The sequence below is a fragment of the Catalinimonas alkaloidigena genome (assembly GCF_900100765.1).
GTDB lineage: Bacteria > Bacteroidota > Bacteroidia > Cytophagales > Flexibacteraceae > Mooreia > Mooreia alkaloidigena.
This window is the reverse complement of sequence record NZ_FNFO01000012.1, coordinates 219,584-244,429: the sequence shown is the minus strand read 5'-3', so window position 1 is coordinate 244,429 and position 24,846 is coordinate 219,584. Positions and strand designations below refer to the sequence as shown.

The window sequence follows — 24,846 nt, the reverse complement described above, 5'->3', positions numbered from 1 at the left end:
TTTAAACTCAGAGGAAAATGATCTTCTCTTTTGCATAGGACTTTAAGTTAAAAGTTTACACTTATACTGCTGTCCTATTTTTCGGGTCCACTATAACCCGAGGCAATTGAGTAAGTAGCCCGCGCCCGTTCTCTTTCGCTAGTATGAAAAAAGCTCTGTATCTGCCCGCTTTGCTCGGGCTGCTGCTCAGTGGGATTGCTCTTCCCGAAGGGGCGTCGGCGCAGGATTGCACGCAGGATGTGACCGATCCGCGCGGAAAGATGAAGCCCTGGACCACCGGGGCCTGGAAAACCGGCAGGTACCGCAACGTGTTTCGGGAGGCGGGTTATCCACAGGCCGAGATCGACGCCAAATTGCAAAAAGCGTATCACGACGTGTTCGAAGGGCCCGACCGGGTCTATTTTGAGGTGGGCGATTCGATGGCCTACGTGTCGGACATCAAGAACAAAGACGCCCGCACCGAGGGACTGTCGTACGGGATGATGGTGGCCGTGCAGCTGAACAAAAAGGACGTGTTTGACCGGCTGTGGCGCTGGACCCGCAAATACATGCAGCATCAGGGTGGACCGCGCGATGCCTACTTCGCCTGGAGTCTGGAGCCGGAAACCGGCAAGCATAATTCGGAAGGGTCGGCCTCCGACGGAGAACTTTACTTTGTGACGGACCTGTTGTTTGCGGCCAACCGCTGGGGTAACGACACCGGCATCGACTACTACGGAGAAGCGCGACGGATTCTGGATGCGATGTGGAGCAAAGACGGCACCGAGGGCGTCATGAACGTGCTCAACGTAGAGCACAAACAGATCAATTTTGTACCGCACGAAGGGGGCTACGATTGGACCGACCCCTCGTATCACCTGCCCGCCTTCTTCGAAGTCTGGGCCGAATACGCCAAGGACGGCCACGAGCATTTTTACCGCGATTGCGCCGATACTGCCCGCGCGTTCCTGCACCGGGCCACGCATCCGAAAACGGGCCTGACGCCGGACTACGCCGAATTCAGCGGTGCACCCCACAGCCGGGGCCGGATGGGCGATGCCTTCCGGTACGATTCCTGGCGCGTTCCGATGAACATCGCCATGGACTACAGTTGGTACGCGAAAGATGTGGCGTGGCAACAGGCCTACGCGCGACGCTTTCAGAACTTCCTCTATTGCGAAGGCATCGCCACCTACGACGATCAGTACAACATCGACGGCTCAACGCCGGAATGGATTCTGCCGGCGGGTGGCTTCCAAAAATTACGTCACTCGCTCGGGTTGGTGTCGACGGCCGGAGCGGCGTCGATCATGGGCACGCAGGCCAAAAGCTGGAAGTTTGTGGATGAGGTGTGGAACGCCAAACTAGAGCCCTACGAAGACGGGTACTTCGATCCGTATTTCGACGGCCTGATGTACCTGTTCAGCGTCATGCACCTCAGCGGCAACTACCGGATCATCACGCCGGATATGAAGTAGGATTGCCTGATGGCATGATGAGTGTGTTTCTCCACACCAGAGCCGACAACTCCTGTTAGGCGTAAAACAATGCCCCTTCCGAAGCCATTACGGCCGGAAGGGGCATTGTTTTATGAGGGATGGGGTGACCTTAAAACCGTTTCAGTGCCAGTTCCGAGATCGTGTCGCCGATGGACAGCGACGAGGTCGCGGCCGGTGAAGGTGCGTTCAACACGTGGACGTAGCGTTCGTCTTCCACGATGCTGAAATCGTCCAGGAGGTTGCCGTCGCGGTCGCAGGCCTGGGCCCGCACGCCCGCCCCGCCCTGATGCAGATCCGCCTCCTGCACTTCCGGGATGAGGCGTTGCAGCGCCTGCGTGAAGGCTTTCTTTGAGAACGAGCGGTAGTACTCGCCGATGCCGGTTTCCCAGTACTTCGCCGCTACCTTGCGGAATCCGGGCCAGGTGACCGTTTCCAGCAGCTCGTCGAAGTCGAACATGGTGTTTTTATAGCCCTCCCGTTTGAAAGCCATCACCGCGTTGGGACCCGCCTCAATGCCGCCGCCGACCATGCGCGTGAAGTGGACACCCAGGAAGGGGAAGTTTGGATCGGGCACGGGGTAGATCAGGTTCTTTACCAGGTATTCTTTGTCCTTATGCAGTTCGTAGTACTCGCCACGGAAGGGGAGGATGCGCACGTGCAGGTCGGGGCGCGTCATCAGCGCAATTTTGTCGGAGTAGAGTCCGGCGCAGTTGATCACCAGTTTGGCCCCGTAGTTCGCCTTGCTCGTGATGACCGTGCAGATGCCGTTGCCGTCGATCAGGTTGAGCACCTTCTCGCCCAGCTTCAGTTCGCCGCCCAGCTCCATCATCTTTTGCGCGTACCGTTCCGTCACCTGTTTGTAGTCGACAATGCCCGTTTGCGGTACCCAGATCGCCTCGATCCCGCTGACGTGCGGCTCGTACTCGGTGATTTCGCCGCGACTCAGTTTTTTGAGCCCTTCCAGCCCGTTGGCGTGGCCTCGTTCCAGGATGGTGTTCAGCGCGGGCAGTTCGTAAGGATGCGTGGCGACGATGATTTTCCCGCAGATCTCGTACGGAATCGCTTCTGCATCGCAAAAGGCAAGCAGTTGCTTGTAGCCGGAAATGCAGTTTTTCGCCTTGAGGCTGCCGGGTTTGTAATAAATGCCGGAGTGGATCACGCCGCTGTTGTTACCCGTCTGGTGCGCAGCAATGCGCATCTCTTTTTCGAGAACGGCGAGTTTGAGTTCCGGGCGGGCCTGCTTGATTTTCAGCGCGGTCGCCATGCCCACGATGCCGCCGCCTATGATGATGATGTCGTATTGCAAAGTTGTAAGGGTTTAGGTCGTTCAAAGATACCGGAACCAGCCAGAAAGGTGGCGTGCAATGGGAAGAGTGGACCAAGCGATGCCTAAACGGGGCGGATTCCTGGATAATTGGATCACAGTACTATTGTGGGTGATAGGAAAGCTATTGAAATGCAAAGCGCTCTGGAAAGGACTTCGATGAAGATATTCCCGGCCGTTAGCGTGGAGGGGTCAGCGCCGGATTGTCGGACGACGGAGATAAGAAAGCAATGGTGTTCGCTTACTAAGTGATCTTACCAGCCACTTCTACCAAAGCGGCCGTAGCACAGCCGCTTCACCAATTCTTAATAAAAAATGAAGGAGTGGACTTTCCATATAGCCGAGGAATCTTTGTCTAGCTTTATCACCACCAAGGCATCGTTCTTCGCTCCGTTGACTGAGATTCTAAAAGAAGCATTGCCACTCTTTTTAGAAGAGACTATGTTGGATGAGACAAAAAAGCCGTATCCGTCTATACCGCCCGTATAGTCGATGAGGTCCTGATCACGCTCAATGTGCGAGATCGCCGCTTGGTAGCTATCATGTTCCTTAACGTGGTTGTTGGCCCATACCATGATGCTCATCGCTAGCGCAAAAACGATTACTGCTCCTGGAATGCCAAACTTGAATAGTGACAGTTTCATGGGGTAGGGAACACACATTTAGTTGTACAATTGTACGACCAATGTCGGAATCTTCTTGATGCGAGAGCATCTCATGCTTCCCTGGCTCCGTACCCTATTTCGTTTCTCTCATCCTTTCCGCCCCGCCCTACGTACCAACGGCATGGAATATCACCTCTTCCCCGCCGACACCCTCTGGCAGTTTACTGCCGACGTGTTCCAAGCGCTGGGCATTCCCGCCGCCGATGCTGCCCTCGCCGCCGATGTGCTGGCCTACAGCGACCTGCGTGGCATCGACTCGCACGGCGTAGCCCGACTCATCACCTACGTGGATCTGCTGCAACTGGGGCGGATCAACCCGCATCCCCACCTGAAAATCATTCGGGAACGCGGCGCGGTGGCGACCGTCGACGGGGACGGAGGGCTGGGGCTGGTCATCGGACCGAAGGCGCACGACCTCGCGATGGAGCGGGCCGCCGAACACGGGGCCGGGATGGTGAGCGTTTCGCACTCAAACCACTTCGGGGCGGCGGGGTACTACGCCGTGCGCAGCCTGCCGCGCGACCTGGTTTCCTGGGCGATGACCAACTCGTCGAAGGCCGTGGCGCCACTGTGGGGTGGCGTGCGAATGCTCGGCACCAACCCGATTGCCATTGCCTTTCCGGGGAAAGAGGAGCCGCCCATCGTGATCGACCTGGCGACCTCGGCGGTGGCCTACGGAAAAATTGAAATCGCCCGCCGCAAGCACGAGCCGGTGCCGGAAGGCTGGTGCCTCGACCGCCACGGCAACCCCACGACCGATCCTGACGAGATGATCAACGGCGGGGCGCTGCTGCCGCTGGGCTCGGACCGGACGCACGGCGGCCACAAAGGCTACAGCCTCGCGGCAATGGTCGACATTCTCTGTTGTGTGCTGAGTGGGGCGAACTGGGGGCCGTTTGCGCCGCCCTTCGCCGTGCACCAGGAAATTCCGGAGCGGGAAGTGGGGAAGGGGATCGGCCACTTTTTCGGGGTGATGGACCCAGCGGGTTTTCGCGATCCGGACGACTTCAAGCGAGAGATCGACCAGTGGATTCGCACCTTCCGCGCCACGCCACCACAACCCGGCCAGGAGCGGGTCCTCATTCCCGGCGACCCCGAACGCGAAGCCTACGAACTCCGTGCAAAAAGCGGCATCCCCCTCATCGAAGGCGTGGTCCGCGATCTGAAAACCGTCTCCAAGCGCACCGGCGTCCTGCTGCCCCTGCCGTGAGGGGAGGGCTGGTGGTAGAACGGTTTGTGTATGGTGTCGTAAATAACGCTAAATAGCTATATATTATACACACTGTTAAGTGAAGTATTTTATTTCTTTAAAATTTCTCCTTTGTCATTTATTCGATATTCTTCTGTAATACTCGAAGAGAAGTAGAGTAGGTCTTTTTCCTTATCATACCCAAATTTTTTGGTCGTTACTTCGATGTCATTCAAACTTTCAATCTTTCCAAAAACTGATTCATGGTCCGATGACTCAGAACCAATCACAAGTTTGTTGATATTTTCACCTGAACTTGAAATTGTTAACAGAATGTAACTTTTTCCAACGCTAAACCATTCAGGAATAATAACCGTCTCGAAATCGTAATTATTCGGAATGTTCACTCCGAAATAATAACTGTATTGGCGTTCCTCCTCAGTAAAGTAGTTGCTGTCTCGCAATGCTTTGGTAATAAAAATACTGTCTTTTATTTCAAAGTCTGAGTTTAAATTTATTTCAGGAATAGGTCCAAAATGCATTGGTAAAGGTATATCTGGAAACTTTGAGATTACACAATGGATTCTCTTGGCTTCAATGTTATGTTCACATTCCCCACTGCTAAAACGTAAGCCATTTGCGAAGGGATTCATTGTAGTGTCAATAATGGACACCATTGAATTTACGTCATTTGGATATTTCCCTTCAATACGATCCTCGCTACTAGTCTTTGGTAGCTCTTTTGATTTTGAGTCACTTGAATTTTTCCTTTCAATGCGACTGTCGTTATCAATCATTATCGGCTCTTCTGAATTTGTGTCATTTGAATGTTCTCCTTCAATATGACTCTCGGTACCAGCTTTTGTTGGTTCTTTTTTTGTAGTGCTCGAACAAGAGTAGCATAAAAGACTTACTATGAGAAGTAGAAGGTGTATTTTCATTTTATTTGTATTGTGCCTACGGTTTGCATATGGCTTTGTGACGGTTTCTAAGCACTTTGCTGTCCACCGAAACCAAAGCTGACTACGGAGCGAAAACCTTGCTGGCAGCCGTTCACCCGCCATAAGCTATATGCTGTGTTGTGTTTAGTTTTTTATTTTTTCTTCGTAATAATTCTTGATGACCTTATTGCCCAATTCATTCAATCCTTGATAATACTCGGGAGTTCTTTTATGAACAAATTCATTGTCTATCAAATTTTCTGGTGTCATTGATAATGATATGTTCAATCCTAATAAGACCTTCTCTTTAATCAATTTTTCTATCTTATTCTTTGGTTGATAGTCTTCAACATAATCTTTAATCACTGGTAGATTATCTTTTTCAAAAACGTTTTGACCTCCACCTGCTATGTCTACATATTCTGAACAGCAACAAAGTAAGATTATCAAAGAACCTGAATGATAAAATGCTTTTTCTTTTTCAGAAAACCACTTGTCTCCTTCAAGAGTCAAGTATTCCCAATAGTTACTTTTAAATGAGTAGTGTGGAACAAAAGCATTTATGATATCACCGAAATTCTCGTCATAAATCCAAAGAATGTCCTTTTTGAGCTGGTTTATTTCTTCCCAATCAACTTCTCGTTCAGTTCCGTCAGGACGTCTTATGAATTTGTATCCTTCTTTCATTTTAATTGATGCCAACGTATTTGTAACACACATATTTATTATTTCTCTAATGGGCAGCCTCTGTAGTATGGTGCTAACTTGCATAAACAGGCGTAAAGGGGCGTTCTTGGCCTGTAAGCGCTTGCTTACAAACGAATGCACCGTTCCGCTTGGTAACTGGTTCAGTGAGCTGAAACGATTGTAAGCGTTGATACACGCTGCCTATAGCGCAGCACTGCGCCATCGAAAGATAAGGATAGCCGACGGTTAGAACAATGGAAAGGAAAGCGGGTGGCCACTTTCTCGGGGTACTGGACTTGTCCCTTAGCAAGTAGTGTGTAGTTCGGTTACTCTGCCGACGAGTCGATACCGCTGGCTTTGGCTGTTTTCAGCTGCTTTTGATAGGCTTCAATCCTGGCGTTGGCATTGCTGTCTACCCAAAGAATCACCACCATCAGTGAAATGGTCGTGATGCTGATGGCCCGCCAACGTGGGGTGTCCAGGAAGACGATCAAGAGGGACGCGACGACGATAATGAGTGGAATGACTTTGAACACTATCGTTCTGTATTCTCCGATCGATTTCTCAGTTCGGGTTATTTCCGAGTTCACAAACGAGACCGGATCGCTCGTGTAAGCGGGTGCAAAGCTGGCAACTCTCGACTTGTTGGTGAAAAATATCCCCAGGCCAATCGCGAGTAGTAAAATCCCTGCGATCAGCGCCGGGAAAATATAAGCTTTTGCCGTTTCGGTTTTACCCAGCTGCCAGAAGCCTACGCTGGCGGCTAGGAACAGCATTGCGAAGAGAATGAAAAAGCGGGAGGAAAACACTTCGGCCTTGGCCCATTCGGTGGCTATTTTTGATAATTCCATGGTTCAATTCATTTTGAATTTTTCTCTGTACTCCGTCGGGCTCATGCCTTCTTTCTTTTTGAAAAGCCTTGAAAAGTAGGGTGGATACTCAAAACAACACAAATTTTATCTTCTGTTCCGCTGGGGTCGTTACGGTAGGTTAGCTAACTTCCTTAGGATCAATGGGGTTGTGTGCGGGTAACTGCCTCAGCGTGCAAATTCCTTCTTGAATTCGATACGGTAGGCAATGCCGTTTTCGTTGCTCAAATTTTTTATGGCGTGGGGCGCTTCGGCATCTATAAAATCCCCCTGGTTGAGTGCTTCCTGCGGCATTTGTGCTATGGCGATACTGTCTGCCAGGAGGTATTCATTGTTTTTTAGACTGCATCTGTAATACGTCATGGGCGTGGCCTGTGTAAACCACATGATACTCTTCCACTTGTGAGTATGGACAGGTTCGGTTGCGTTCGCCTCAAGCACTACCTGCAGAATTCTAACGGTGGAATCCTCATACACAATGTTGTGACTTTCGGGCGCGGCTTGTACAGCGTCCAGACTGTCGGGCCACTGCCACGTTGCGGTCACAAGGGGTGCATCGGACTTCGCCGGTGGAATGCTGTCTGAATTGCTCGGTGAATTGTTTTGGTTCAAAAGATCGGTTAAGGCGAACCCCAAAAGTCCGCCCACCAAAAGTCCCACGATCAGATAAGCTATTTTCATGGTTGATTCTCCTTCTTTATGGGAAGCGGTTCAGAGAGGTTACCGCCACTGGCAAGTAACGTGCACGCTATTTTTCGAGGGGGCTGTCGCCTGGTAATGAGTTGTTTACGCGAAAACGGTAGGCGCCTCTGACTGTAAACGTTCCACCACAATCCTGCCATGCAGTAATGTAAGCTCGGAGGATCTCTTGGTCAAGCGCTGGAGGATGGGGAGTAGAAGTGATGCAGCCGGAGGGTGTTTACAAATGCATTACGTGTGATTGAGGTTTGTAGGCGCGAAGAGAATGAAGCAATTTAACTTTCGCTTTTGATAAATTATCTAAAAAATATGCGTGAATTGTAAAACTACGTATAAAAGTAAAATTGATCCAGTACTGAAAAGTAGGGGTTTAGTACTGATTTTATTCATGGTTCTGATCGGCTTGGACAGAAGAAGGAGGATTAGAATAAAGCACACTGCCAGACCAATTCCGCTAAAAGGAGTGATAAGGGGTGCTGGCTCTACGAAGGTTAGCGTTACATCTCGCCCACTTTGAAAAGTAATACGAGCCAGCATTGCTGTTGCAAACAATAAACCGCCATATCCAAGAATCCAACCCAACTGTTTTTTCAGGAGCATGAATGCTCCGGCAGCCATAAGCATCGTTCCGATGAAAAGCTCAGTCCTTGCTCCACGTAGGAAGTCGGAAAAAGAAAAAAGCGTTGCCATCCCTTTTGCTGCATAGAACTGTTCCATGTGCTCATCATACCTTAAAGACAAGTACAAAATAGCGCACAGAATAATAATGCCGACGGTTAGAATAGCGATGCCAAGAATCCGATGTGCGACGTTCCAGGTAATTTTCATGCATTCAAGTTGCATCCACCACTTTTGGGGATGTGCTATTAATGTGCTGTTATGGATTCGATTCGGCAGTGCAAGAGTGTAGGGTTGAGTGTAAATGTGACATCGACCTGTGACGCTGCCGTCGGAAAGCACAATACGATTATTCGGTGCTTACGTACAGTGGGTAGTCGTTCAGGATCATCGCTTCCTGCTGGTGAAAAGAGGGGTCTGTTGTTCCTACCTGCTTGACTTCAGGATTGACCCAAACCAACAGGTGGTTGTTTCTGATGTAAAAATGATTTCTCGCTACGGACTTTTCCGTTTCCTGAAAATTGTCGTCCCATTTCGGGCGGTGGTACACCGTTTTGTCTTTCTCTACGAAGAATAAACTATCGTTTCTGAAGTAGTAGGCGGACGTCAGGTCTTCGCGGTCTCCCTCAAATTCTACAATCATTTTTACGAGCTGTTCGCCTTTGAAATACTTCGTCATCGTGACGGAGGCTAACCGGTAGAGCTGCGCGCCTTCCTTCGAAAAATGCGCCGGGCTTTGGTCTCGATTGATCTGTACGTCAGGATAAGCAACTTTTTTGTAGTGACGCATCCCGGCGTTTACTTCCTTGTACCAGGCTCTGATCTGCTCAACGTCTTTCTCCGAGTCCTGCGCAAAAAGGCCAGAGGGGATCATCAGCACGCAGAGGGTCAAAATGCACAGCTTGTTCATGGGGGTGGGGTAGAGGTGGTCAGCGTACCCAATATTAAGCAATTTGGTTAAGCATTAACGCATGGCGATGGCATAATTGCAATGGGATGGGGGACGCGAGGGCTAGCAATCGGCAGGTTCTCCTTTTACCGGAGCGGCCCAACGGCAGCGTCTGAGTAGGATGGGTAGTTTTGCCTGTTTACTTTTAAACATGACTACGTATTCTTTGAGAACATTGAAGCACAGGTTTTACGAGCGGTCAGTGCGCCGGCAGCGGCAGTTTCAGGTAACGCTGGGGTGTCTGGCGGTCGCGGTCAACCTGATGCTGGGCGGGATGCTGTTCTGGCTCGGCATCTCCTTTATCCCCCTGGTATTCGTGTCGCTCGCCCTTACCCTGTCGGTGGTCGCGCCGTTTTTCGACGTCCCGGCACTGGTCCGAAAGGGGCAGCTTACCTACCAGTCGACGCTGTTTCTGTCCGAAACACCCCGGCGCGGCGTGGTGGTGGTGCACGGCGGAACGCTGTTCGACTATTACTTTGTGCTCGACCGGCGGCAAACCGGCGCGCAGCGCACCCAAGTGGTGCTGGCCGAGTACCTGAAAGGCCTGCTGCAACTGGCCGTCACTCACCCGGACGATACACGTCTGCGGGGGACCAGTTACGTTCTCAACGAACGGACGGCCCGCAAAGTGGGGCTGAAGCGCGTCAACACCGATCCGATCCAGTACCTGATTCTGATGTACAACTTCTGCAACCTGTGGGTGTCCAATTACCTCGTCAAAGGGAAATGGGTCCTGCCGAAACTCAGTGCGATCCATACCTACGAAGGCACCGTCCGCGACATTGCCGACCGACGGGCGTACATTGCCGCCCTCCTCGAACAACTCACTTCCCCGTGATGAACCTGAACCTCTACAATTTTCAGGGCACGACCCTTGGCGACGTGCAGGACGACGGCATCGTGATCCGCACCGCCCAAGACGCCCTCGATCTGCTGGCCAACGCCGGCTACCAGGGCGCGGACAAACTCATCGTGCACGAGCGGCACCTGTCGCCCGACTTCTTCGACCTGAAAACCGGACTGGCCGGCGAGATGCTGCAAAAGTTTTCCAACTACCGGGTGCAACTCGCCATCGTCGGGGACTTCGCGCGGTTTACCAGCCCGACCCTGCGCGACTTTATCCGGGAGAGCAACCGGCACGGCCACATCCGCTTTGTCAGGTCGGTCGAGGAGGCCCGCGCCCAACTCACGAACACGCCGCTGGCCGACTAACTTCACCTACCTACAGATGGGAAAATCTCAAAAAGCGCTCGCCTATTACCAGATACTAGGTGGGGTTTTAGGAATCGGCTTTATGGTCGGAATGGTGTGGGGGCATGGGGCCTTGTCGGGTGGGCAATGGACGATTTTACTGATCGTTTCTTTGATGTATGCCTATTCGATCGGTTGTGGCGGAGTACTCTTTAAAAACACCGGGCTAGGGCTGAAACTATCCCTCGTGAATCAGCTATTCCAGGTCCTCCATTTTGCACTCGGTGGTTATGCGTACAGATTCGTGTCCGGGGCCTCTCTTTCCATCGAACTGAATCCGGAGCATTGGTCTACGCTTGGATTTGGCTACGCCTTGTCAACCTTCCAAGTCAATTACCAACTTGAAACCGGGTCTGCCGTCATAGGAATCAATCTGGTTGCTTTTTTCTTCTTTACCTCATCACCAAAGAACAGGACCGACGTAAGGAGGGGGCCGCTACGGTTCCTGACCGAGAAGCGTAATACCGATCTTGTTGCTGCATACAAAGATTTTTGAGTGGCTATCTTTGGCTTTATCCGCTGCCGCACGGACATAGACTTTGGCTGAGCACTGAGTACATTTTTGCCGTTACGTCTCTTACTATACTGTAAACAACCTTGACCTGTATGCTTCTGCCTCGCCTCTCTTTGCTGAGCACCCTGCTGCTCCTTTTTTTCTGGCAACCGCTGGCCGCGCAGGTGGCCGCCACCAAAGACCAACTACAATTTTTTACCGCTAACTGGAAGGGCGAACGCTTTCCGGACGGACGCCCCAAAGTGTCGGACGATCTGCTGAAGCGCGTCAAAAACATTTCGCTGGAAGAGGCCTGGGGCGTCTTGCGCAGCGAAGGCTACCACAACCAGTACGAAGGCGACTGGTTCGTGCTGCGCGACGATCAGGTGATGGTCGGGCGGGCGCTGACGGCCCAGTACATGCCGCGTCGGCCCGATGTGGAAGATCCGCTGAAGGAAAAGGGCGCGGCCGAAGGACGCATCGGCGGGACCAACTCGTGGCCCATCGACATGCTGACGAACGGCGACATCTACGTGGCTGACAGTTACGGAAAGATTGTGGACGGCACGCTGATTGGCGACAACCTGGGCAACTCCATTTATGCCAAATCGAAAAACGGCGTGGTGTTTTACGGCTCCGTGCGCGACATCGAAGGGTTGGAAAAAATTGAGGGCTTCAATGCCTTCGTGAAGGGCTACGATCCGTCCTACATTCAGGAGATGATGCTGGCGGGCATCAACGTGCCGATCCGCATCGGGCGCGCAACAGTACTGCCCGGTGACGTGATTCTGGCGAAAAAAGGCGGCGTGGTGTTTATCCCCGCCCACCTGGTCGAAAAGGTCGTGATCTCGTCCGAGTTCATCGCCCTGCGCGACCAGTTCGGTCACCAGCGCCTCCGCGAAGGCAAGTACACCCCCGGCGAAATCGACCGGCAGTGGACCGACCCGATCAAAAAGGATTTTCTGTCGTGGCTCGATCAGAATCCCGACAAACTGCCCATGTCGCGCAAGGAACTCGACGCTTACATGAAATCAAGAACGTGGTAGGCGAGGCCTAGGCTGTTCGCACCGACTTTCATTCCGGGGGTGCCTGCCGTGCAGCGGCCCCGGACAACCCAACGGTATGATGTACAAAGGATTTTTGATGGCTTCCGGAGTCGCCCTGGTCGGCGTGGTAATCGCTAATGGGACAGGGACAACGCTGGTGGCCGGCAGTTGCCTTATTGCTTTTTTTGTGTTACTGGCCATTGCCTCGCGGGGGGTTCCGTCCCTCCAGCGGTTTACCTACACTTTGGCGATTTTCTCGGCGGTTAGTGCCGCGATGTATTTTCCGCAGTTGTTCACGCGCTGGGGCAGTTTCGAACTCTCGTCCCTGATTGTTCCGCTGTTGCAGGTGATCATGTTCGGCATGGGCACGGCCCTGAGCTGGCGCGACTTTACCGGCGTGCTGGCCATGCCGAAGGGCGTGCTGGTTGGCGTGGTGTGTCAGTTCACCATCATGCCGCTGGTCGGCACGTCGCTGGCCTACGTATTTGGCTTTCCGCCCGAAATCGCCGCCGGCATCATCCTGGTCGGTTCCTGCCCGAGCGGTCTGGCTTCCAACGTAATGTCTTTTATTGCCAAGGCCAACCTGGCGCTGTCGGTCACACTTACGGCGGTGGCGACCATGCTGGCGCCGCTCATGACGCCGCTGCTGATGGAGTGGCTGGCCGGAGAGTACGTACCCGTCGAATTCTGGGGCATGATGTGGAGCATCATCAAAATCGTGATCATCCCCATTGCGGCCGGGCTGGTGTTTCATCACTTCTTTCACGGTCGGTTCCGGTGGCTCGACGCCGCCATGCCGTTCGTGTCGATGGCGGGCATCGCGCTCATCATCACCATCATCACGGCTGCCGGGCGCGATAGTCTGCTGGAAATCGGTTTTCTGCTGATCCTGGCGACATTACTGCACAACCTGTTGGGCTATGCGCTGGGCTACACGGCCAGTCGGCTGATGCGCATGCCCGAGCGCGACTGCCGCACCATTGCGCTGGAAGTAGGCTTGCAAAACGGCGGACTGGCTTCCGGACTGGCCCTCGAAATGGGCAAGCTGGCGACCGTCGGATTGGCCCCAGCCGTGTTCGGACCGCTGATGAACATCACAGGCTCGTCGCTGGCCGCCTGGTGGCGCGACAAACCCCTGCCCGACGATGCCATGCACCCGGAAACGTCAGTCCCCGAAAACGCAGTTTCCTGACACATCGCCCCCTTCCGCACACCGCTGGTCTGTAAAGCGCACGTTTGACCTCCATCGCTAGGTAACGCTTGCTCCGAAAAAGAAACTCGGGGTCATCATCAACCCCACTACCCAAGTCCGGCTCTTACATTGGTCTTGGGTAGTGGGGTGATGGTTTAGCACTTATTGCTTCACGACGCGCTGGGTGTACACGCGGTCGGGAGTCGTGACTTTGATGAGGTACACACCGGCCGGCTGAGCGCTCAGATCCACTTCCCAGCCATTGCCCTGCAGGCGCGTGGGGACATGGGGCAACGTCCGCCCTTCCAGAGTAGAAACGTGTACCTGTGCCTGGCTCAACGCCACGTCGCTGGCAGTCAATACAAACCGATCCTTCGTCGGATTGGGGTAGAGCACTAGTCCTGGCGCGACAGGACTGGCTGGTTCGGATCGGGGACGCTCGTCATCACAGTTGCTGGCTGCGCCCTGACCGGAGGGAACCTGATCGGTGTTGGTGACAAAGAGCTGATCCAACTGCGTGTAGGACTCTCGGTAAGAAAAGTCCACCAGGTTGGGCCCGCTCAGCAGCTCGGACCCGCTGAAGGGAAGGGCTACCCACTGGTACTCCGGACTGACGGGCAGATCCCAGCGCTGCCAGGGCCCGCCGTTGAGGCGCACCCAGAAGGAGTTGCGCTGGTGGCTGATGGCCCGCACCCGCGCCCAGAGTGTGTAGTGATCCCGCTGCGGTACGGGCAACGTGAAGGTGACCATATCGTAAAGCACGTTAGAGCCATCCCAAGGAGCGTAAAAGCTGGAGAAGGGCACATACAGGTAAGCCCCGTGTGCTGCGATGTTGCTGGCCTTGGCGCGCCAGTTGGACCCGTACTGCGCACATTCTGCCTCGAAGTAGGCCGCATAGTCGACCGGGGGCGGCGTGCAGTTGGTGGCCTCCGGCCCCAGGTCGGTCGGCAGTGCCCCGGGGGTGAGCACCAGCTTGTCGAAGTGGGTACGAAACTCGCGGAACTCGACCTCCAGCACGTGAGCGCCGACTCCTAGTGCCGTATCGCTGAAGGGAAGGGCCACCCACTGGTACTCCGGGCTGACGGGCAGGTCCCAACGTTGCCAGGCTCCGCCGTTGAGGCGCACCCAAAAGGAGTTGCGCTGGTGGCTGATGGCCCGCACGCGGGCGGCCAGCGTATAGGCATCGGGCTGGGTGATGGAGAAGGTAAAGCGGAGGCGGTCGCTGGCCTGTCCGGTGGGCTGAAAGTGGGAGGTGGGGGCGTAGACGAACGCCTCGTGCGAGGCCAGGGTGCTGCTCTCGGTGCGCCAGGCTGCCCCGACCTCGACGCATTCGGCCTCCAGGCTGAGGGAGGGCATTGGGGTGGAGTCACCGACCAGCACCAGTGCGCCCTGGGGGTGGATGCCGTCGGCCCGGGCGAAATCGTGCAGGAGTGTGAAGGCGGAGCCGTCGGTCTTCAGGCGGAAGAGGGTGCCGAAGTCGTGGCTGCCTTCCTCGCGGGTCATGCCGTAGAGGAAGCCGTCGGCCCCGAGGGTGAGGCTGCCGACCGGTGCGCCGCCGCTGGTGGGAGAGAAGTCGTAGAGTTTCTGAAAGTCGAAGCCGTTGGTCTTCAGGCGGAAGAGGGTGCCCAGGTCGTGGGTGCCGCCGGCGCGGGTCATGCCGTAGAGCATGCCGCCAGGACCTTCGATCAATCCTCCGAAGGGGAAGGCCCCGTCGCTGCCTGCAAAATTGTGGAGGTTTTGCTTCATACTTCCGTCTTTCGACACTCTGACGAGGGCTCCCTGGGCGTAGGCACCTTCCGAGTTGAACATTGCGTAGAGCAGGTCGTCGCTCCCTTCCATCAGTTCGTGGGGCTCGAAACCGTATTGAGAGATGTAGTCATTAGGAAACTCTGAACGGAATGAGACAATCTCGGTTACAGTATCGCCATTCAGGGTTGCTTTAAGGATGGCAGCATCGTCACCGTAGCTAGCATCGGAGTGGCCTCCATTAGGAATGTAAAAATAACCGTCTGAGCCATAAATCAATCCAGACCACGGGTTTCGGGCGTATCCCCCCCCGCCATACGGAGGATAAAAGTTAGTGAGCTCGGTGAAGTTGCTGCCGTCCAGTCCAATGTGGTATACATTGATGGCAGAGCCATACGAACTGATGTCAACGCCGTGCAAATAATCGTTGATCACCACGCCGTAGAGCTGATCGTCGACCAGCGCCAGTTTTCCGCCCGGAAAACTGTAGGAATCGAAATCGTGTAGCTTCTCGAACGTACCGGACGGGATATGGTACCGAAAAAACGTTCCCCCCAGCGCCATGCCTCCCTGTCGGCAAGCACCGTATAGGTAATCGCTTACCTGGATTAACGTCTGCGCGTCGCAGTTTTCGCCATTGAAAGCACCCAGGCGATGCACTACTTCGGAGGAGTTGTCCTGCGGGTTGATCCGAAGAAAGAAACCGCCACTTTGCCTGGGGGAGGACAAAATACCCGATATGTATCGGTCGGTCAGTATGTACATCAAGCCGTCGTCGCCTACGGTGAAGCTACCGATCGGATGGTCGTTGACGCTAAGCTTTTTAACAAGTGAATACTCATCGTTTGCTTCGATGCGGAATATTACCGTCGCTCCTGCATAGCTGTTGCGTCCGCCATCGTACAGGCCTTCGTAAAAACCGTACAGCAATCCGTCCGGGCCGATGGTCAGGGACTTTAGGATGCGATCTGTTACGTAATTGGTTGCGGGAGTAAACACATCGTCGGCATCTAGATTTTCCCTGCCCACAATTGTGTAGTCTGAGCCATCGGGTTGCATTTTGTAGGTAACGTAGATGGACACATCCGCTGAAATGCGCCGACGCGCAATGCCGTATAAGTAGCCGTTGGGTGCCTGCACCACCTCGCCGACCGGGAAATAGGGAGACGCAAACAGGTGTACGGGTTCAAACTCGGTCCCGTCGGGACGCATGCGGAATACGCTGCCGGGCGTAGTATAACTCCAGTAAATGCTTTGGAAACTGCCCAAGGCCACCCCGTAGAAGTAGCCGTTCAGTTCCAGAAACTGGCCGATCGCCCGCCCCCCGTCTGCCTCCGACATATCCCGGAGCTTCTGGAACGCTGATCCGTCCGGCTTGAGGCGAAAGAGGGTACCCAGGTTGTTGGCACCGCCCCACGTCGTGTTCCCGTAAAAGTAGCCGTCCCGATAAATTAGACTGCCCACCGGTGCCTGGCCCTCCGACATGGAAAAGGAGCGTACGATACGAAAGTCTCCGTCCGGCGTGATCCGGTAAAAGGCGGTCGTGGTCATCCCGTACAGCGCCCCGTCCGGACCCTGGGTTAAGCCGGTCGCCCCGGCACCTTCTTCGGCCGAAAAAGCGTGCAGACGGGTGTAAGCGCCCGACGGGGCGGTGCTGAAAATGAGGCCATAGCCATAGTCACCGTCTTTGGTGGTGACGCTGTAGAACAGGCCGTTACTCGCCTGTACCGGGCGGTCGGCAGGACCGTAACTCAAATCGGGAAATACGTATTCGTTTCGATAGTCGCTCCCGTCCGGATTGATCGAGAACAGAGAACCGGTGCCCTGTGCGCCATAGGTGGTAGCGCCGTACAGGCGTGTTTGTGCGTACGTTGTGTGCAGGGGCAGATAAAACAGGCCTACCAGCAAAACCAGTACGATGCGGGGGAAATGGAAAAAGTGCGTCATGGTGAAAGTTGGGGTTGATGCGTAACGGGGGTGTTGCAAAAAGAGAAAGAACGGAACGCGTAAAAAGCGACCCCTTTATCGCGTGCGGTCACTGACCGGGGCGGTGAAGGAGAGTGCAGGGGAGGTAACAAAAAAGTCCCTGACTAACAGCGGATTAGTGACCAAAAGGTAATGAAATTAGGAATATGAGTTGACGGATGTTGGATTTATTTTTTAGCCCAGACCCCGGCATGCCACCACCGACAAAGGACCGGGCCGAGGGTGCGTACAACCCCCGTTTTTAAATGCACGTAGCTTACTCTAACGTCAATCGGCCGAGGTGAGTCAACGGCCCACCCTCGGCCACTTCAAACTCCACATTCCATGAAAATCGGATTCGTCATCAACAGCCTCGAACTGGAAGAGGCTGAATACTATACCACTACCTGGCTGGCACTGGCGGCACACCAAAAGGGCCACACGATCTACTACATCGAGGTGGGTGACCTGACCTACTACTCGGCGGGGCACATGGGGTCGCTGGCGCGGGTGGTAACCCCCCGTCAGAAATTTAAAACGCCGCACGAGCTGCTCGGTGCGATTAAAAGCGAAGATGCCAAACAGGTCACCATTACGTCGGAAGACCTCGACGTGCTGTGGCTGCGCTACAACCCGGTCGACGAACGCGACGACCGCGAGTGGATTCGCCAGGGTGGCCTAGTGTTTGCGCAGGTCGCCTCCGACGCGGGCGTGCTGGTGCTGAACGATCCCTACACGCTGTCGCACGCCATCAACAAAATGTATTTTCAGCATTTTCCGGAACTGGTGCGGCCCAAAACCATCATCACCCGGCGCAAAGAAGAGATCCTCAAGTTTTACGAAGAGAACAACCAGCACGTCGTCCTCAAACCCCTGATGGGCAGCGGCGGCTCTGACGTCTACATGCTCAACAAAGACCTGGCGAACATGAACCAGATCGTGACGGCACTGGGGCGGATGGGCTACATCATCGCGCAGGAGTACCTTCCCGAAGCCGCCAAAGGCGATGTCCGCATGTTTCTGATGAACGGCAAGCCGCTGATGCGCGACGGGAAATACGCGGCCGTGCGGCGTGTGAACGCCACGAGCGACTTCCGCAGCAATATCTCGGTGGGAGCGACGATCAAGAAGGTTAAAGTCACGAACAAGATGCTGGAGCTGGCCGAAGCCGTGCGTCCTAAAATCATCCGCGATGGGCTGTTTCTGGTCGGGCTGGACATCGCCGGCGATAAAATCATCGAGATCAACGTGATCAGTTCCGGCGCGCTGCAGTTCTGTGGCCAACTGGAAGAAACCGACTTTTGCGCCACCGTCATTGAGGCCATCGAAGAGAAGCTACGGATGCGCGACTATTACGAAGGAAAAATCAGCAACCGCGAACTGGCCGTGATGGAGTAAATACTAATCACCAAAAGCTAATCCCGGTGGGCACTTCTGTGGCTTACCGGGATTTTTGTTTGTAGGAAGTTAGGTGAAAATTCTAAAGAAGTGCTTAGATGCGTTTGATTGATTATCTTCCAGTGGAGAAATGTGCCACTTTTTGGTGTAACCTATACCCGATTTATGAAAAGGATCTGTGCAATACTCATTTTTGGGATACTGTCGACTTTTGGTAAGAGCAGTTACGCTCAGATAGATGAGCGTAAGAAGGTTGATACTGCTTACAGAATATCCGATCCAGAGCTAAAACAAGTGCTCGACAGTTTAATGGCACAAGGGTACTCTCTTGATACATGCGCAGCTTGTACTCCACCCGGAATGCTCGAAAGTCATGAGCTGGCCGGTATTACAGCATTTAATGAAAAAGGAATTTATTACAACAGACACCTGCCTATTTCTGAATTCGAGATCAGTGCTTTCACACTCAAACGACTAGACTCTGAAATTACGACGCGTTGTCATTGCTACAGAGACTCTAGTGAACTATCTATTTACCATTGGAAATTTATGGATGATGTACAAAGAGAAAAGTTTGAAAATCATGTTGAATACATCAACCGATATTTGTGGAAATACAAGGAGTGGTCAGCATTCTTTAAAGTTGGTAATCAATGGTTTCAGTATCAAGAAATGAGGTTCATCAAATAAGAGTGAAGAAGGGAGAGGTCTGTAAGTCAACCTTAGATAAAGGTACTTATGGATGAGGATTAACAAGAGAATCCTTTAAATTGTATATTTCTGAAGTGAATTAGGAACGCTGTCTCTATTGTATGACTTTTCAGTTTTAGTCAATAATCTATGAAACTACCTTTTCTCGTTTTTACCTTTTTACTGACGTTGCTGGTCGGACCGGTGGCGGGGCAGGCGTGGAAAACCTACCCGTACGCCCCGGAAAACAGCCGGATCTCGTTCCCTCAGGACGAGGGTGCGCACCTCGACGAACCGATCGAATGGTGGTACACAATGGGCCACTTGGTCGGCGATAGTTCAGGAACCCGGTACAGCTTTATGCTTACCTACTTCGACTACGAGGTGTATGGGTTCGATGGCTTCCGCATCCTGAACCTGAGCAACGATGATGCGGGCGAATTTTACCAGGAAACGCTACCCATCAACTTTACCGAACTGGCAGAAGACAGCCTCTACATCAAGGCCGCCGTCTTTAGCGGAAAGACAGAAACCTGGACACACAAAACGGCGGCCGACGGCCGGATGATCCCCTTCGAGTACGTGCTGAAAGCCTACTCGAAAAAAGGAGCCCTTGACCTGGCGTTTGTGGCGGAGAAACCTCCTCTCATTCTGGCCGACAGCGGCTTCTTCCACCAGGGCGCGGCGTCCTATACCTACTACTATTCCCAGACCACCAACCGGGTGACCGGCACGCTGACGATCAACGGCGTGCAGGAAACCGTCACCGGCACGTCGTGGATTGACCGGCAGTACGGCTCGTTCGATCCCAATAAGGGCGAAAACTACGAATGGTTCAGCGTACAGCTGTCGAACGGCATGGACCTGAACATCTTCAACATCTTTACGAAGGAAAATACCACGCCCGACACCCTCACGTACAAGACACTGGCCGCTTACGTAGATACCGCGCACCAGTACACCACGGCCGATTACCAGCTGGAGCGCCTGGCGTTTGCCTACACACCAGACAGCACGAGGTGCTATTCGCAGCGGTGGCGGCTCACCTCCCCCGTCAATCAAGTCGATCTGCTGATCGAGGCCGAGCATCCGAACAGCGAGGTGGCGCTGCCGTTCCGCTTTTACGAAGGCGCTACCCGTGTTTCCGGAACGGTCAACGGCGTGGCTGTAACCGGTTATGGGTTTGCCGAACTTCTCCATTCCTACGCCAGACCCGACATCACCCTCCTCGATCCCCAACCGGCTACCTGGGGGCCGGAAGTGCCAATGACCTGGCAATTGCACAACCCGGACGACGGCAGGGCGGTGTGGTACGATCTGGACTACAGTGTGGAAGGGAAGCAGTTTTTGCCCGTGGCCACGGCCCTCACGGATACCTTTTACTACTGGCAGGACATGCCCGCCCTCGCGGCAGACAGCCTGTGGATCAGGGTAACGGCCTATTCGGTGGATTCGACCCTGACGGGTTCCAGTACGTTGGGTGCCGAGGTAATCGCAACGCAGATTGCCGTGCAGCCGCTCCGTGCTTCCGGCATGGTCTATCCGAACCCGACGTCTGACTTCCTGTTGATTTCTCTGGACACGCCTGTCGAGCCAAACGCGCTATTGGTTACTGACGTGCAGGGAAGGGCCGTTGCGACAAAGGTGGTGCGGGAAGACAACGCGTTGAAGGTGGACGTAACCCGCCTGATGCCCGGCGTCTATCGGGCGCAGGTGACTCTGCCCGGTCGTGTACACACTTTCCGGTTTCTGGTGAACTAGAAGCCAGGGCCAGATCAAATCCGATAAATCGGCAGGCGCCGGAAGAGGGGAGACACGTGGGGTGGCGGCGTTTGGGTTCGTCTCCCCATAGGCTTCTTCATGAGCGAAGAAGTGCCGCAGCCGACATTGAACGTCGCCTGTGCGTTGCGGCTCCTGTAAGTAGGTGATGACTGAACGGCGGCAGAACCACTCCCGTGCCGAACGGCATCACGCCATCAATCAGTTACTTGTTCCTACCTGCGTCCTTGCTTCGTCAGGGGCATTCGATTCGGGCAGCCAGATGTGAAACGTGGTGCCAACGTCGAGTTGGGACGCGACGTAGACGGTACCGCGCAGCTTTTCTACCGATTCTTTCACGATGTAAAGCCCGATGCCCGAGCCGGTCGAGACCGTGCTGGCCCGGTAAAACATCTCGAATACTTTGTCGACCTGAGAAGGATCAATGCCCATTCCGTTGTCTTCCACGCGGATGTCGACGCCACCTTTGACGGCATTGGTGGTAACGTGGGTCCGCACGTACGAGACGGGCCGGTGCAGGTGCTGGTATTTGATGGCATTGGAAAAAAGGTTGCGGAAGATGATGTGCAGCCGCCGGGTATCGTTGAAGAAAGGCTTGGCGAGCGTCACCTCGTGGGTAAACTCGAGGCGCTGTGCATGCTGCATGTACTGAAGCTCTTCGGCGGTTTCCTGCAACAGGCGCAGGAAATCGATGGGCTCATGTTCCACCTTCAGGCGCGAGTTGCGCGAGTAGTTCAGGATGTCGTTGACGAACCCGTCCAGCTTGTGAATGCTCTGGCGTGCCATCTGGACGTAGACCTGCATCTGTTCGGAACACTCTTCCAGCTCCATCAACTGAATCAGCCCCAGCACTGACGCCAACGGCGCGCGCACGTCGTGCGAAACGCGGTAGACGAAGTTGTCCAGCTCTTCGTTCGATTTTTTCAGGTCGGCCGTTCGCAGCTCGACGCGTTCTTCCAGCTGGTGGTTGATCAACTGCACTTCGTAGTGGGTTTCAAACAACTCTTCCGCCTGGCTCTCAATTTCTTCCTTTTGTTCCTGAATCAGTTGGTTCATCTCGCGCAGCGTATCGTTGGCCTGTTGCAGGCGCAGCGTACGTTCCTGCACAAGCCGCTCCAGTTGTGCATTGCGCCGCCGGACAGCTCCCATCCGCAAGCGGTAGATCAGCGCCAGCAGGGCGAGGAATCCCAGCACCATCAGCACACGCGCCCACCAGGTGCTCCACCACGGCGGCAGTACGCGTATGGCCAGCGTACGCACCGGGCTCGACAGGCCTTTTTCCGGGACGATGGACACTTTGAACCGATAATCGCCCGGCCGCAGGTTGGTATACAGCGCTTTGCGTTCCTGCCCGACCTGCTGCCAGCGCTCGTCCACAAAGCCTTCGAGTTTGTACTGGTACCGTACCTGATCGGGAGCGTTGTAGCATAACGCCGCGTATTCGATGCTGAAGACCGAAGCGGTATGCGGCAGTTCGAGGTAGTGCGTCTGGTTGATGTGGGCCGAAAGCGGCGAACCGGGCGCACCCACCGGGACGGGCCGGTTGAACAACTGGAGGTCGGTGAACACCAGCGGAATCTGCGTTTGGACTTGTTCGAGGCTGTCGGGATGGAACAGGTTGAAGCCGTTGTTGCCGCCGAACAACATCTGGCCGGAAGCCAGCGTCAGGGACGCCTGCCGGTTAAAGTGCAACCCTTGCAAGCCATCGGGCAGGCCGTACGTACGAAGCACACCGGTTGCCGGATCGAAGTGGGCCAAGCCGTTGGTCGTGCTGATCCACAAAAAGCCCTGATCGTCTTCTTCAATGGCCTGAATGCTGTTGCTGGGCAAGCCGTCGCGGGTCGTGAAGGAGCGAAACGTTTGGGTATCGGGCTGAAACAGTTTCAGGCCGCCGCCTTCCAGTCCGACCCAGATGCGCCCTTGTGAATCTTCGAAGAGGGTGATCACCGAATAGTCGGCTTCGCCATGAAGCGGTTCCGAAAAAAACGTGCTTTGTTGTGTGATGGGGTCGATGCGTGCCAACTGCCCGCTGCCCGTGCCTACCCACAGGTCGTGTTGCCGGTCGACCAACAGCGACCAGATCATCCGGTCGTTGTGTTGCTCCGATGCGCTGTCGGTTCCGGCGGGCAACAGGGTGTAGGTGCGGAAAATGCCCGTCGACGGATCGAAATGATGCAGTCCGCCGCCGTATGTGCCGACCCAGAGGGTATTGTGGGCCGCCGGAGCAAAGCACATGACGTTGTTGTTGGTCAGGCGATGTGGACCCGGTTCGCGTTGGTAATGCACAAAGCGTTGAAATTCGGGATCGAAGTAGCCGAATCCGCCGCCCCAATACCCGACCCAAATGCGGCCGAGGCTGTCCTGCATCAGGGTTTTGACTTTGCCGTTCCCCGCCTGGGGGTTCTGCGGGAGGGGAGTCGTACGACCGGTGCCCTGTTCGAATACGTTGAGCCCCCCGCCGTCGGTCCCGACCAAGACCTGTCCGTGGGGAAGTTCCAGGAAGGCGCTGACGTCGTTGAGCGAAAGGGTGGGGTTTTCCAGCCCTCTGAAGTAATGGGCGAACTGTTGCGCGTGGACGTCGAGCAAACTGACGCCGCCGTTGTACGTGCCCGCCCAAAGGCGCCCGTCCCGGTCGACCGCAAGGCACTTAACCGAATTGGCCGTCAGGCTTTTGGGATTGACGGGATTATGCCGATAAACTTGAAACTGTTGGCTTGTAGGATCGAATCGGGCTAACCCGTTGTCGGTACCGACCCAGAGGCGCCCCTGTAGGTCTTCGGTCAGCGCCCAGACCTGATCGTTGGGCAAGCTGCGGGGTTGCGTAGAATCGTGCCGGAAGTGGACAAAGCCCTGCGTCGGTGTTGCCATCATGTGCAATCCGGCGTCCCAGGTCCCGACCCAGAGGCGATCCTGGCGGTCGAAAAAAAGCACGTATACATCGTTACTGCTCAGGCTCTTCGGGTCTTGTGGGTGGTGTTGGTAGCGGACAAACGATCCCGTTTCTGGGTCCAGTTGGTTGACGCCGCCGCCCAGGGTTGCGACCCAGATGTGCCCGTTGGGTCCTTCGGCAATGGAATAAACGCGGTTACTGCCCAGGCTGCGGACGTCGGCGCGGGCGTGCTGGTAAGCGGTCAGCCGAACGAGCGAATCGGCTCCGGTGGGTAGATCGCAGCGAACCAGACCGCCGCCGCCGGTGCCGATCCACATCCGGCCCTGCCGGTCGCAGAAAAGATCATAGATGTAGGGAGAAGGCAAAGGCACGTCGGTGGCCAGGGCATGAAAACGATCGAGCTGCCGGTCGTACACAAACACACCTCCGCCCCAGGTGCCTACCCAGATGTTGTGCGCCAGATCTTCGGCCAGCGCCATGATCGGATGGTCGGTAAGCGCCCCAGGCTGCCCCGTGGAGCCTCCCCGGTATGTTTGGAACTGGTACCCGTCGAACTTATTGAGGCCGTCTTCGGTCGCCAGCCACATCAGCCCGGTCGAATCCTGCAACACCTCGCGTACAAAGTTGTGAGAAAGGCCGTCGTCTACGCTGAAGTTCCGAAAAACAACCGGTGCGTTCGCCTGTGCCTGAAGCGTGCCCCACCCGCCCCCGACACTCAGGAGCAGTGCCGACAGAACGGCCCAAAAACTGCTTCGCACGTACATAAAAAAGGTACTAAAAATAAGAAATGGCACGAACGCGACTTGCGATCACAAGGCTACCGAACGGCAAAGCGGGAAGCGTGGCGAATAACAAGCGGAAGAAGTGCAGAAAAGAAGAAAGTGCAATAAACATGTACTGATTCGGTGAGCCGTGGTAAAACGCAGGTCGGTAGCGCACACGGCGCTATGCCGCCCGCCTGCAATTGATCGACAAGT

The 24,846-nt window shown here is 54.7% G+C and carries 21 protein-coding genes; 10 read left to right on the top strand and 11 right to left on the bottom strand.

Going from position 1 to position 24,846, the window contains the following annotated elements; translation table 11 throughout:
- Nucleotides 1–143: 143 nt before the first annotated feature.
- A complete protein-coding gene (locus tag BLR44_RS24930; RefSeq protein WP_245706165.1) occupies nucleotides 144–1,457 on the top strand; it encodes a family 8 glycosyl hydrolase in 1,314 nt (437 codons plus the stop codon).
- Between the two features lie 130 nt (nucleotides 1,458–1,587).
- Here BLR44_RS24930 and lhgO read toward each other — a convergent pair whose 3' ends face one another.
- A complete protein-coding gene (lhgO, locus tag BLR44_RS24925) occupies nucleotides 1,588–2,784 on the bottom strand; it encodes an L-2-hydroxyglutarate oxidase (protein ID WP_089687340.1) in 1,197 nt (398 codons plus the stop codon).
- 323 nt (nucleotides 2,785–3,107) lie between these two features.
- The gene (locus BLR44_RS24920) at nucleotides 3,108–3,446 is read right to left on the bottom strand and encodes a cytochrome c oxidase assembly factor Coa1 family protein (RefSeq protein WP_176956199.1); all 339 of its coding nucleotides are present in this window, start codon (nucleotides 3,444–3,446) and stop codon (nucleotides 3,108–3,110) included.
- Between the two features lie 142 nt (nucleotides 3,447–3,588).
- On the opposite strand from BLR44_RS24920, the gene BLR44_RS24915 reads away from it, so the two are divergent.
- Nucleotides 3,589–4,677 carry an Ldh family oxidoreductase gene (locus tag BLR44_RS24915; protein WP_089687336.1) on the top strand — a complete coding sequence of 363 codons (1,089 nt, stop codon included), beginning with the start codon at nucleotides 3,589–3,591 and terminating at the stop codon, nucleotides 4,675–4,677.
- A gap of 89 nt (nucleotides 4,678–4,766) precedes the next feature.
- Here BLR44_RS24915 and BLR44_RS24910 read toward each other — a convergent pair whose 3' ends face one another.
- The 7 genes from BLR44_RS24910 to BLR44_RS24885 form a co-directional block, all read right to left on the bottom strand.
- On the bottom strand, nucleotides 4,767–5,597 hold the full coding sequence (locus BLR44_RS24910) for a hypothetical protein (protein ID WP_143017465.1): 831 nt from the start codon (nucleotides 5,595–5,597) through the stop codon (nucleotides 4,767–4,769).
- A gap of 144 nt (nucleotides 5,598–5,741) precedes the next feature.
- Entirely contained in the window at nucleotides 5,742–6,368 is a 627-nt protein-coding gene (locus tag BLR44_RS24905) for a hypothetical protein (protein ID WP_143017464.1), read from the bottom strand.
- 242 nt (nucleotides 6,369–6,610) lie between these two features.
- Nucleotides 6,611–7,135, bottom strand: a complete 525-nt coding sequence (locus BLR44_RS24900) for a hypothetical protein (RefSeq protein WP_089687330.1) — start codon at nucleotides 7,133–7,135, stop codon at nucleotides 6,611–6,613.
- Between the two features lie 3 nt (nucleotides 7,136–7,138).
- On the bottom strand, nucleotides 7,139–7,237 hold the full coding sequence (locus BLR44_RS28730) for a helix-turn-helix domain-containing protein (RefSeq protein ID WP_245706164.1): 99 nt from the start codon (nucleotides 7,235–7,237) through the stop codon (nucleotides 7,139–7,141).
- Between the two features lie 84 nt (nucleotides 7,238–7,321).
- Nucleotides 7,322–7,834, bottom strand: a complete 513-nt coding sequence (locus BLR44_RS24895) for a hypothetical protein (protein WP_089687328.1) — start codon at nucleotides 7,832–7,834, stop codon at nucleotides 7,322–7,324.
- A 318-nt stretch (nucleotides 7,835–8,152) separates the two neighbouring features.
- A complete protein-coding gene (locus BLR44_RS24890; RefSeq protein ID WP_089687326.1) occupies nucleotides 8,153–8,680 on the bottom strand; it encodes a hypothetical protein in 528 nt (175 codons plus the stop codon).
- Between the two features lie 139 nt (nucleotides 8,681–8,819).
- Entirely contained in the window at nucleotides 8,820–9,380 is a 561-nt protein-coding gene (locus BLR44_RS24885) for a hypothetical protein (protein ID WP_089687324.1), read from the bottom strand.
- A gap of 190 nt (nucleotides 9,381–9,570) precedes the next feature.
- Between BLR44_RS24885 and BLR44_RS24880 the strand changes: the two genes are divergently transcribed.
- The 5 genes from BLR44_RS24880 to BLR44_RS24860 all read left to right on the top strand — a co-directional run bounded on the left by BLR44_RS24880 (nucleotide 9,571) and on the right by BLR44_RS24860 (nucleotide 13,401).
- Entirely contained in the window at nucleotides 9,571–10,257 is a 687-nt protein-coding gene (locus tag BLR44_RS24880; protein WP_218127179.1) for a hypothetical protein, read from the top strand.
- Complete coding sequence (locus tag BLR44_RS24875; protein ID WP_089687320.1) at nucleotides 10,257–10,631, top strand: DUF4180 domain-containing protein; 375 nt, start codon at nucleotides 10,257–10,259, stop codon at nucleotides 10,629–10,631. The genes BLR44_RS24880 and BLR44_RS24875 overlap by 1 nt, the downstream gene beginning before the upstream one ends.
- Before the next feature lie 16 nt (nucleotides 10,632–10,647).
- Nucleotides 10,648–11,166: a hypothetical protein gene (locus tag BLR44_RS24870; protein ID WP_089687318.1), complete on the top strand. Its 519-nt coding sequence runs from the start codon at nucleotides 10,648–10,650 to the stop codon at nucleotides 11,164–11,166.
- 110 nt (nucleotides 11,167–11,276) lie between these two features.
- The gene (locus BLR44_RS24865; protein ID WP_089687316.1) at nucleotides 11,277–12,209 is read left to right on the top strand and encodes an RraA family protein; all 933 of its coding nucleotides are present in this window, start codon (nucleotides 11,277–11,279) and stop codon (nucleotides 12,207–12,209) included.
- A 76-nt stretch (nucleotides 12,210–12,285) separates the two neighbouring features.
- Nucleotides 12,286–13,401 carry a bile acid:sodium symporter family protein gene (locus BLR44_RS24860; RefSeq protein WP_089687314.1) on the top strand — a complete coding sequence of 372 codons (1,116 nt, stop codon included), beginning with the start codon at nucleotides 12,286–12,288 and terminating at the stop codon, nucleotides 13,399–13,401.
- A 162-nt stretch (nucleotides 13,402–13,563) separates the two neighbouring features.
- On the opposite strand, the gene BLR44_RS24855 is transcribed toward BLR44_RS24860, so the two are convergent.
- Nucleotides 13,564–17,094, bottom strand: a complete 3,531-nt coding sequence (locus tag BLR44_RS24855; RefSeq protein ID WP_089687311.1) for a choice-of-anchor tandem repeat GloVer-containing protein — start codon at nucleotides 17,092–17,094, stop codon at nucleotides 13,564–13,566.
- Nucleotides 17,095–17,457: 363 nt separating this feature from the next.
- Between BLR44_RS24855 and BLR44_RS24850 the strand changes: the two genes are divergently transcribed.
- The 3 genes from BLR44_RS24850 to BLR44_RS24840 all read left to right on the top strand — a co-directional run bounded on the left by BLR44_RS24850 (nucleotide 17,458) and on the right by BLR44_RS24840 (nucleotide 20,961).
- Nucleotides 17,458–18,510 (top strand): glutathione synthetase, encoded by a 1,053-nt coding sequence (locus tag BLR44_RS24850; RefSeq protein ID WP_089687309.1) that lies wholly within the window; start codon nucleotides 17,458–17,460, stop codon nucleotides 18,508–18,510.
- A 165-nt stretch (nucleotides 18,511–18,675) separates the two neighbouring features.
- Entirely contained in the window at nucleotides 18,676–19,200 is a 525-nt protein-coding gene (locus tag BLR44_RS24845; protein ID WP_143017462.1) for a hypothetical protein, read from the top strand.
- A 150-nt stretch (nucleotides 19,201–19,350) separates the two neighbouring features.
- Nucleotides 19,351–20,961: a lipocalin-like domain-containing protein gene (locus BLR44_RS24840; RefSeq protein WP_089687305.1), complete on the top strand. Its 1,611-nt coding sequence runs from the start codon at nucleotides 19,351–19,353 to the stop codon at nucleotides 20,959–20,961.
- A 219-nt stretch (nucleotides 20,962–21,180) separates the two neighbouring features.
- Here BLR44_RS24840 and BLR44_RS24835 read toward each other — a convergent pair whose 3' ends face one another.
- On the bottom strand, nucleotides 21,181–24,627 hold the full coding sequence (locus tag BLR44_RS24835) for a two-component regulator propeller domain-containing protein (RefSeq protein ID WP_176956198.1): 3,447 nt from the start codon (nucleotides 24,625–24,627) through the stop codon (nucleotides 21,181–21,183).
- Between the last annotated feature and the right edge of the window lie 219 nt (nucleotides 24,628–24,846).